We start from the raw sequence: 9,821 nt of genomic DNA on the forward strand, positions 1-9,821 counted from the left end.
GCAGTGTGTCCCTACGTTTGGTTAAAATTTCTGTTTTGTGCATTTGCTACATAATACCGGAAAATTTATCTAGTTTTGATCGCACTTTATTGTAAGTCTAACCAAATATGCTATTAAGGATTATTATGCACAATCTCATTCTTGCGATTTTTTGCAGTGTTGCCGTCTCTGTACTACTTAAAGTGGCACGTAAAAAAAACATCATCATCGAACAGGCTATTGCCTTCAACTATATCGTTGCGATTACCCTCAGTTATTTTCTATTAAAACCGGATTTTAAAGGTCTCGCCTTTACCGATTTCATTGCACAAAGTGAGCATTCTCCCATCTTTTTGGCGTTAGGATTATTGTTACCTAGCGTGTTTATTATTATGTCAAAAGCCGTAGAATTTGCGGGAATCGTTCGTTCTGATGCGGCACAACGCCTTTCTTTATTTCTTCCTATCTTAGCCGCATTTTTAATTTTCCACGAAACACTGAGCCAATCAAAAATCGTTGGGATTTTTTTCGCCTTTATTGGGCTATTTTGTTTGCTGACGAAACCTAACCAAGGGCAAAGTGCGGTCAATTTTAAGGGAATTTTAGGCTTAATCGGGGTATGGTTTGGCTATGGCATTATTGATATTTTATTTAAGCAAGTTGCCAAAAGTGGGGGCGCATTTCCGGCTACGCTATTTATTTCTTTCTCGCTTGCTGCTTGCGTAATGTTTATCTATTTAGTGCTGAAACGTACGCAATGGACCGTGCCGAGTTTTCTAGGAGGCGTGCTTTTAGGCATATTAAATTTCTTTAATATTCTCTTTTATATTAAAGCACATCAAAGTTTCGGCAGTAACCCGACATTAGTTTTTGCTGGAATGAACATCGGGGTAATTTGTCTTGGTACCATTACCGGTGCCCTTATTTTTAAAGAGAAAATTAGCAAAATCAATGGATTAGGTATTCTATTTAGTTTAAGCGCAATTTTTTGCTTATACTATCTAGATAAATTCATCCTATAAAAAGAGAGTAGTATGGCAAATAATTTTAGTTTCTTTATTTATGATTATGAAAGCTTTGGTATTAGCCCGGCAAAAGATCGCCCTGCGCAGTTTGCCGGTATTCGTACCGATGCTGATTTTAATATTATCGGTGAGCCGGTAATGCTTTATTGTAAGCAAACCAACGATTATTTGCCTTCTCCTGAAGCCGTGATGGTCACCGGTATTACCCCCCAAGAATGTAATGAAAAAGGCATACCGGAACCGGAATTTGCAGAAAAAATTCTTGCAGAATTTTCACAGCCGAGTACCTGTGTAATGGGCTATAACAATATTCGTTATGATGATGAAATGACCCGTTATACTTTTTATCGAAATTTTATCGACCCCTATGAATATAGTTGGAAAAATGGCAATTCCCGCTGGGATTTATTGGATTTAGTGCGCGCCTGTTATGCACTTCGTCCAGAAGGCATTCAATGGTGTTTTGACGAAGAGGGCATACCCAATTTCAAATTGGAAAATCTCACCAAAGCGAATGGTATTGAACATGAAAATGCGCATGATGCGATGTCCGATGTTTATGCCACTATTGCAATGGCAAAATTAATCAAAGAAAAACAGCCTAAATTATTCCAATATTTCTTTGACAATCGTGGTAAAAAAGAAGCTGAGAAGCTCATTGATACCGCTGAAATGACGCCTCTTGTCCATGTTTCCGGTATGTTAGGTAATTATCGTGGAAATTGTACGTGGATAGCACCATTAGCTTGGCATCCCACTAATCAAAATGCGGTGATCGTTTGTGATTTAGCCGGCGATATTGATAATTTATTGGCAAAAAATGCAGATGAATTGCGTGATGATTTATATACTAAAAAATCTGAATTGGAAAAAAGGGAAGAGCCTGCCGTTCCATTAAAACTGGTGCATATCAACAAGTGTCCCATTCTGGCTCCGGCAAAAACCTTATTGCCAGAAAACGCAGAACGTTTAGGGATAGATCGTCAATTATGTTTGGAAAACCTGGCTAAATTGCGTGCTTCTTTTGATATTAGAGAAAAAGTAACGGATATATTTAGCCCAGAGCGTGAGTTTGAGCCAAGCGATAATGTGGAAACCGAGCTTTATAATGGCTTTTTTAGTTACGCAGATAAAAATAATATGGCAATTTTACGACAATTACCGGCTGAGAAATTGGCTGAGCACGGTTTAGCTTTTGAAGATAAACGTATAGCAGAGTTGTTATTCCATTATCGAGCAAGACATTTTTACAAAACCTTAACACGTTCAGAACAACTCAAATGGCAGAAATACCGCCAACGTAAATTAGAACAAAGTGCGGTTGATTTTGAGAGAAGTTTACAGCATCTTGTTAATGAGAATGAAGATAATCCGAAAAAATTAGCGTTATTACAACAAATTTATGAATATGGGGTTAAATTACTCAGTTAGATTGTGACAACATCACAAGACAAAAGCATATTCGTTCACCGAATATGCTTTTTTAATGCCAAACATATCAATTCTCAAATGACTTCAGATTGATTCCTTGTTCATCGTTAAACTTATTTTAGAAGTCATACAAATACCTTTTAAAAGGTGAGAGATAAATCACTAACTTTTCACATCATTTATCGCATTTAAAGATTAACCACTTTTTATAAGATATCGATTTTTCCTAAATTATTTGCCATTTCTAATAAAAAATAAGTGCTTTACGCATCCCACCAAAACATAAGAAAAGCACTCAAAAAACCTTTACAAAACACTGACAATCCGTTTCAACCATTCAATAAAACACCTTGAAAACCTGTTACAACGCTTAAAAATCGCTTTATTTGTCCTGTTTAACTAGTATTTGTGACCTGTGCATAACTCTGTGATTTTATTAATCCGTAGTTTTCACTCACCTCATCACTGATTTCGCATAATGCACATTATGTTAAATACGGTGCGACAACAAGTCACTTTCCGATTGATGTTTTTATTATTGAGTAACTCATTTACTCCACTAATCTTTAACAGATAAAAATAACTTAATTTTTAGAAGTAAGCCTATCTCGATTTTAGATTGATTTGTTTCCAAGAATTTATTAGGGATGAATTGAAAGTTTTATTGCGATGCTATGCAAATTAAGAGAAAGAAAAGAAAGAATATTTCTATGCAGATTATGTGACGTTGTTACAGAAATTAAGCTAGCCGAATTAATGAGAATTGATATTATTATTTTTTTATTTTAAATTAATAACTTATCAGAGTATATTTAAAATATAACCTTGAAAATTCTCATTTAACTCTCTAGAATAACAAGCCTAATTCAAGCAGTTTTTTACTCACCAAAATAAAAAGGAGTTAGTTATGCTTAATCAAGCAATTACAGATAAATTAAACGAGCAAATTAATCTAGAGTTCTACTCTTCTAATGTTTACTTGCAAATGAGTGCTTGGTGCTCAAAACATGGTTATGAAGGAGCTGCCGCATTTTTGCTCCGTCATGCAGATGAAGAAATGGAACATATGCAAAAATTGTTTCAGTATGTGAGTGAAACAAGCGGTATGCCACTTTTAGGTAAAATAGAAGCGCCTAAAAACAACTATAGTTCTCTGAAAGAAATTTTTGAAACAACACTTGAACATGAAAAATTTGTAACTTCAAAAATTAATGAATTAGTAGAAGTTACTTTTGCCAATAAGGACTACTCTACATTCAATTTTTTACAATGGTATGTAGCCGAACAACATGAAGAAGAAAAATTATTCAATTGTATTATTGATAAATTCAACCTTGTAGGTGAAGATGGTAAGGGCTTATATTTCATCGATCGTGAGTTAGCAACATTAGAATAATACAGGAGAAATAAAATGTTATCAGCAAACGTAATAAAATTATTAAACGACCAAATGAATTTAGAATTTTATTCTTCTAATTTATATCTTCAAATGAGTGCATGGTGTGACCAACAAGGCTTTGAAGGAACTGCAAAATTTTTGTCAGCACATGCAGCAGAAGAAATGCAACATATGCGTAAGTTATTCACTTATTTAAATGAAACCGGTGCGTTAGCTATAATTTCTGCCATTGATGCGCCATCATATGAATATAAATCATTGAAAGAAGTGATCGAAATTACTTATGAACATGAGAAATTGATTACAAGTAAAATCAATGAGTTAGTTGGACGTACTTTTGAAGAAAAAGACTATTCTGCATTTAACTTTCTACAATGGTATGTTGCAGAACAGCACGAAGAAGAAAAATTATTTAGCGGAATTTTAGATAAACTAAATTTACTTGGTGATGATGGTAAAGGACTATTCCTAATAGATAAGGAGCTAGGCAAGCTCACTGATTCAACAATGTAAATATTCTGATTTATTACAGCGGTCATTTAATCATTGCATTTTATGACCGCACTTTTTTGCTCTGCTTCACAATTAAATCTATCGCAAGTCTACTATTAACATTGTTCACAAAGTGCCATTTACCGATCAAAATATTTGCTGGTAATTAGTTCTTCAATATTAATTCTTCTCATTGTATATGTTTTCTCCAAAACCGGAATATCATCACTAAATGTAAAAATGCGATTAAAATTTACACGACTTTTGCTTTTTGCTCTTTTTTCATTTTTGTAATTATTTTCTATAGGCATTTTTCCTAAAAAACCTGGCTAAATTATCAATAATTGAATTTTGTGAAAAAATTAATTATAATTAACTTTAATTTTTAACAAATTGTAAAAATAAGGGGAGATAATGACAAATCAACGTTTTATTAGTATTTTAGGTTGGGTTGCAACTTTTACGGCAGTTTGTATGTACGTTTCTTATTTAGAACAGATAAATCTAAATCTTTCAGGACAAAAAGGAGGGATTTTACAACCCTTAGCAACAGTGGTGAATTGTAGTCTGTGGGTTGCTTACGGATTATTCAAACAAAAACGAGATTTACCTGTTGCCCTAGCCAATTCCCCTGGAGTCATATTAGGCTTAATCACTTTTTTTACAGCTTTCTAAAAAAATTAGTTGTATTAATACAACTAATTTACATAAAACATCTCTCACTTTTAAGAAAAATCAAACTCAAAGAGCGGTCAATTTTCACTAAATTTTATTATCTATTTCTAATTCTGCCAGTTGTTGATTAACACTCTGCTGTTGGCGTTGTACGGCTTCAAACCAGTGTTTTTACTGTTTTCGGTGCATTTTTTCCACGCTTTTAACTCTGCATCAATTTGTTTGTATGCCGGCTTTTGATTGAATGGCATTCGGAAAAATACTGCTACGTTAAACAGAAAAATCAAAGGATTTAACCACGAGAATTTATATCAACTCCCCATATATATTTTAGGCTTGCCGGATTTTCTTTACGCACAAAATCACGAATGGCTAGCAAAATATAGCGGTTGTGTTCAAGGCTTTGGGTGGGATAATAGCCGTATATTAAAAACAGTAATTGCTCCGCTTTATTCAGTACGCCGATTTGTAAAGAATAACAACGCCCAGTTAAACTAAAGGGATAATCGCCCATGACGTTGAAAAAATATGAGAGGAATTGGTACAAGATGGAGATGGGCGATAATGTGGTGTTTTTGCCAAAATAAGTCTATTTTCTTTTCAAAATCGGAGCGACTTTCTGCAAATGCCAGTAAAGCGACAAAGGTCTTCATTTGCTGTGGTGGCTAAATATAGGCGGTTGAAATCCAAACGGAGCTATTCATCGTAATCCCTTTATTTGCATCGGACATTCCCAATTATATAGTGTAATTTCCCCACTTAAATAAACACCGTGTCATGCTGCGTTTTACACTCTTAAGCTTGGATTTCATTCGTGTTCATCATATTTAGTTGTGTAATAAATATACCTCAATAATAGTTTTTTATATTCGGCTTCTTAATCGTTGTTTCAGTTTTACATATTTCGTTTTTATTATGCAGAATTATTAAAATAATTCATAAATTTATTGAAAATAATGAGTTTGCATAATATTAAAAAATACTTCATTCTATCTTTACACAGACGTTTAGCCGTCTAAATTACCTACAACATCATAGATGAGGAACTTATTATGACAACATTTCATTTATCCGGTTTTCCACGTGTTGGTGCAAAACGTGAACTTAAATTTGCACAAGAACGTTATTGGCGTGGCGAAATTGCTGAGCAAGATTTATTGGACATTGCCAAAGCATTGCGTGAAATCAACTGGAAACACCAAGCGGCAGCCAATGCGGATTATGTTGCTGTGGCAGATTTTACTTTCTACGATCACATCTTAGATCTACAAGTCGCAACCGGTGCGATTCCTGCCCGCTTTGGTTTTGACAGCCAACATCTTACGCTTGATCAATATTTCCAGCTTGCACGCGGGAATAAAACACAATTTGCTATCGAAATGACCAAATGGTTTGATACGAACTATCATTACCTCGTGCCTGAATTTCAGGTTGATACACAATTTAAAGCCAATCCTGCACATTATGTGCAACAAATTCGTGAAGCGAAAGCCCTTGGCTTTAATGCGAAGCCTACAATCGTTGGTCCTTTAACTTTCTTATGGTTAGGAAAAGAAAAAGGTTCAGCATTTAACCGTTTTGATTTATTAAATAAATTGCTCCCAATCTATGTCGAAATTTTAAACGCCTTAGCAAAAGAAGGAGTAGATTATATTCAAATTGACGAACCGGCATTAGCTGTTGATTTACCGGAACAATGGCTTGCGGCATATAAAGAGGTTTATGCCACATTAACCACGCAGGTGAACGCAAAATTATTATTAGCCACTTATTTTGGTTCGGTAGCAGAACACGCTGATTTATTAAAATCTTTACCTGTTGCCGGTTTACACATTGATGTGGTGCGTGCCCCGGAACAGCTTTCAGCCTTTATTGACTACGACAAAATTTTGTCTGTGGGTATCATTGATGGTCGTAACATTTGGCGGGCTAATTTAAGCCAAGTGTTAGATATTGTCGAACCACTAAAAGCGAAATTCGCTGATCGTTTATGGATTGCCCCAAGCTGTTCCCTGCTCCACTCACCTTATGATTTATCCGTTGAAACTCAATTACAAGCCAACAAACCTGAACTTTATCATTGGCTTTCTTTCTGTTTACAAAAAATTCAAGAATTGCGAGTAATTAAAACCGCACTTGAGCAAGGTCGCCAAGCGGTTCAAGCGGAAATCGATGCCAGCCAAGCAGCCGCAGATGAGCGTGCCAATTCAAAAGAAATTCATCGTCCTGAGGTGGCTACTCGTTTGGAAAACTTACCAAAAGGTGCAGATCAACGAAAATCCCCCTTTGAGGAAAGAATTAAATTACAAAATAGCTGGCTAAATCTTCCATTATTACCTACTACAAGTATCGGCTCTTTTCCACAAACGAAAGAAATTCGTTTAGCCCGAGCCGCATTCAAAAAAGGCGATTTAAGTGTTGCAGATTATGAAGCAGCTATGAAAAAAGAAATTGAATTGGTGGTTCGTGAACAAGAAAAATTAGATTTAGATGTGCTGGTTCATGGTGAAGCAGAGCGTAACGATATGGTGGAATACTTTGGTGAATTACTAGAAGGTTTTGCTTTCACTAAGTTCGGTTGGGTGCAAAGTTATGGCTCTCGTTGTGTGAAACCACCGGTGATTTATGGTGATGTTGTTCGTCCTGAACCAATGACGGTTCGTTGGTCGCAATATGCTCAAAGTTTAACGAAAAAAGTGATGAAAGGGATGCTGACCGGGCCTGTGACGATTTTGCAATGGTCTTTTGTTCGCAATGATATTCCTCGCTCAACCGTTTGCAAACAGATTGCTGTGGCACTTTCTGATGAAGTATTGGATTTAGAAAAAGCCGGTATTAAAGTGATTCAAATTGATGAGCCGGCAATCAGAGAAGGTTTACCGCTTAAACGGGCTGATTGGGACGCTTATTTACAATGGGCGGGTGAAGCATTCCGTTTAAGCTCAATGGGATGTCAGGATGATACACAAATTCACACCCATATGTGTTATTCCGAATTTAATGACATTTTACCGGCTATCGCTGCATTGGATGCGGATGTGATCACGATTGAAACCTCACGTTCTGATATGGAACTCCTCACTGCCTTTGCCGATTTCAAATATCCGAACGATATCGGTCCGGGTGTGTATGATATTCATAGCCCACGGGTTCCAACGGAAGCTGAAGTTGAACATTTATTACGTAAAGCCTTACAAGTGGTGCCAAAAGAACGCTTATGGGTTAACCCGGACTGTGGCCTAAAAACCCGAGGTTGGACAGAAACTATTGAGCAATTAAATGTAATGGTTAATGTCACGAAAAAATTACGTACCGAGTTAGCACAATAGATAAAAACGATCTGACATTAAAAAGTTAGACTCATTTAATTTAAGGACTGGGTTCTGTTATGTACAGCACTTAGTCCTTTTGGTTTTAATACATCTTAGTCGATTTGCGTTTAATTCGACTTTTGGGGCTGCTTTACTTATTTTAAGAAAAGTTGTATCAGATCAGTTTTTCAGTGATCTTTTCTTGTCATACAGCAAATTCTTTCTTATGCTATGCAACACCATCACGGAGGTTGTTATGAAATTTAAAAATATTCTCGTTGTTCTTAATCCTGATAACGAAAAACAATATGCCCTTGCCCGCGCTGTTCGTCTTGTTAAAGAACAAGAAAATGTTGAAAAAGTGAAAATTACAACATTATTAGCGGTTTATGACTTGTCTTATGAAATGTCAGCATTGCTCTCCTCTGAAGAAAGAGAAGACATGCACAAAACCGCCATTGAGCAACACCGTCAAGCGGTTCAATTTTATCTTGATAAATATGCCGATCCACAAATTGAATTTGAATCTCACATTGTTTGGAACAGTAATGAAGCGGAAGGCATTCGTGAAGAAGTTGAGAAAAATCAATATGATTTGGTTGTAAAATACACCAAAGATGAAGAAAGTTTAACTTCGCTTATTTTCACCCCGGTTGATTGGCAATTATTGCGTAAATGCCCTATTCCGGTTCTGATGGTTCGTGATGGAAATTGGAAACATCAACGCCGTATTCTCATTGCGGTGAATGTTTCCGGTGAACAAGATTATCAAGATGAATTTAATCAGGAGCTTGTCGCAACGGGGATGTCCCTTGCAGAAAATTTAAATCGTGGCAATGTACATCTTGTTGCTGCCTACCCTGTAACGCCAATCAATATGGCAATTGATTTACCGGAATTTAACACGTCTGGCTATGAAAATAGTATTCGTGGACAACATTTAATTAATATGAAAACCTTACGTCAAAAATTTGGTATTGATGAAGATCATACCCACGTACGAGAAGGTTTTCCTGAGGATGTGATTCCCGAGGTCGCAAAAGATATTGAGGCTGAATTAGTCATTCTTGGTACAGTCGGAAGAACAGGATTATCCGCCGCATTGCTTGGCAACACCGCTGAACACGTTATTAGCAAACTCAGCTGTAATTTACTTGCGATCAAGCCCGCTAAAAAAGACGATTAACTTTTACAGAAAGAGCGGTCATTAAATATTGATATTTTACTGATCGCTCTCTTTATACAAAATCTTCCTTCCCTCTCACTACAACTCAAACGTCCCTAAATTTTTTTACAATATTTTTATAAAAAATGTGAACTAACTCATAGCGTGATAGTCTGATAAGTTGCTAGTGCACTGCATAAGGCAGTTTTTTTAATTTCTTATTTTAAGATCTCCTCCGCTATTCTTCTGAATAGCGTTTTTTTTATCTTCCAAAATTTATCGCCGTTATCGTTATGGCTCGCACTTTTAAAGTGCGGTCAAAATTAGCGGTATTATGTAGCAAA

10 protein-coding genes are annotated in these 9,821 nt (G+C 35.9%); 7 read left to right on the top strand and 3 right to left on the bottom strand.

The window, feature by feature from the left end; genetic code table 11:
* Positions 1 to 125: 125 nt before the first annotated feature.
* The 4 genes from BKK50_RS05425 (at position 126) to ftnA (BKK50_RS05440) (ending at position 4,347) form a co-directional block, all read left to right on the top strand.
* Complete coding sequence (locus BKK50_RS05425; RefSeq protein ID WP_077416078.1) at positions 126 to 1,001, top strand: DMT family transporter; 876 nt, start codon at positions 126 to 128, stop codon at positions 999 to 1,001.
* 12 nt (positions 1,002 to 1,013) lie between these two features.
* Positions 1,014 to 2,435: an exodeoxyribonuclease I gene (gene sbcB / locus BKK50_RS05430; protein ID WP_077416081.1), complete on the top strand. Its 1,422-nt coding sequence runs from the start codon at positions 1,014 to 1,016 to the stop codon at positions 2,433 to 2,435.
* A gap of 907 nt (positions 2,436 to 3,342) precedes the next feature.
* Entirely contained in the window at positions 3,343 to 3,831 is a 489-nt protein-coding gene (gene ftnA / locus BKK50_RS05435) for a non-heme ferritin (protein WP_077416085.1), read from the top strand.
* A gap of 15 nt (positions 3,832 to 3,846) precedes the next feature.
* Positions 3,847 to 4,347 (top strand): non-heme ferritin, encoded by a 501-nt coding sequence (gene ftnA / locus BKK50_RS05440; protein ID WP_077416087.1) that lies wholly within the window; start codon positions 3,847 to 3,849, stop codon positions 4,345 to 4,347.
* 119 nt (positions 4,348 to 4,466) lie between these two features.
* On the opposite strand, the gene BKK50_RS12440 is transcribed toward ftnA (BKK50_RS05440), so the two are convergent.
* Positions 4,467 to 4,637, bottom strand: coding sequence for a hypothetical protein (locus BKK50_RS12440; RefSeq protein ID WP_158074654.1), 171 nt, complete (start codon positions 4,635 to 4,637; stop codon positions 4,467 to 4,469).
* Between the two features lie 103 nt (positions 4,638 to 4,740).
* Between BKK50_RS12440 and BKK50_RS05445 the strand changes: the two genes are divergently transcribed.
* Positions 4,741 to 5,001 carry a SemiSWEET family transporter gene (locus BKK50_RS05445; RefSeq protein ID WP_077416090.1) on the top strand — a complete coding sequence of 87 codons (261 nt, stop codon included), beginning with the start codon at positions 4,741 to 4,743 and terminating at the stop codon, positions 4,999 to 5,001.
* Between the two features lie 292 nt (positions 5,002 to 5,293).
* Here the strand turns inward: BKK50_RS05445 and BKK50_RS05450 are convergent, their stop codons facing one another.
* Entirely contained in the window at positions 5,294 to 5,515 is a 222-nt protein-coding gene (locus BKK50_RS05450; protein ID WP_077416092.1) for a hypothetical protein, read from the bottom strand.
* Positions 5,496 to 5,654, bottom strand: a complete 159-nt coding sequence (locus BKK50_RS12445; protein WP_158074655.1) for a hypothetical protein — start codon at positions 5,652 to 5,654, stop codon at positions 5,496 to 5,498. Before BKK50_RS12445 ends, BKK50_RS05450 begins: the two co-directional genes overlap by 20 nt.
* 399 nt (positions 5,655 to 6,053) lie before the next feature.
* Between BKK50_RS12445 and metE the strand changes: the two genes are divergently transcribed.
* Entirely contained in the window at positions 6,054 to 8,330 is a 2,277-nt protein-coding gene (gene metE / locus BKK50_RS05455) for a 5-methyltetrahydropteroyltriglutamate--homocysteine S-methyltransferase (protein WP_077416094.1), read from the top strand.
* A 238-nt stretch (positions 8,331 to 8,568) separates the two neighbouring features.
* On the top strand, positions 8,569 to 9,498 hold the full coding sequence (uspE, locus tag BKK50_RS05460) for a universal stress protein UspE (RefSeq protein WP_077416095.1): 930 nt from the start codon (positions 8,569 to 8,571) through the stop codon (positions 9,496 to 9,498).
* Positions 9,499 to 9,821: the final 323 nt, after the last annotated feature.

The sequence above is a fragment of the Rodentibacter rarus genome (assembly GCF_001998965.1).
GTDB lineage: Bacteria > Pseudomonadota > Gammaproteobacteria > Enterobacterales > Pasteurellaceae > Rodentibacter > Rodentibacter rarus.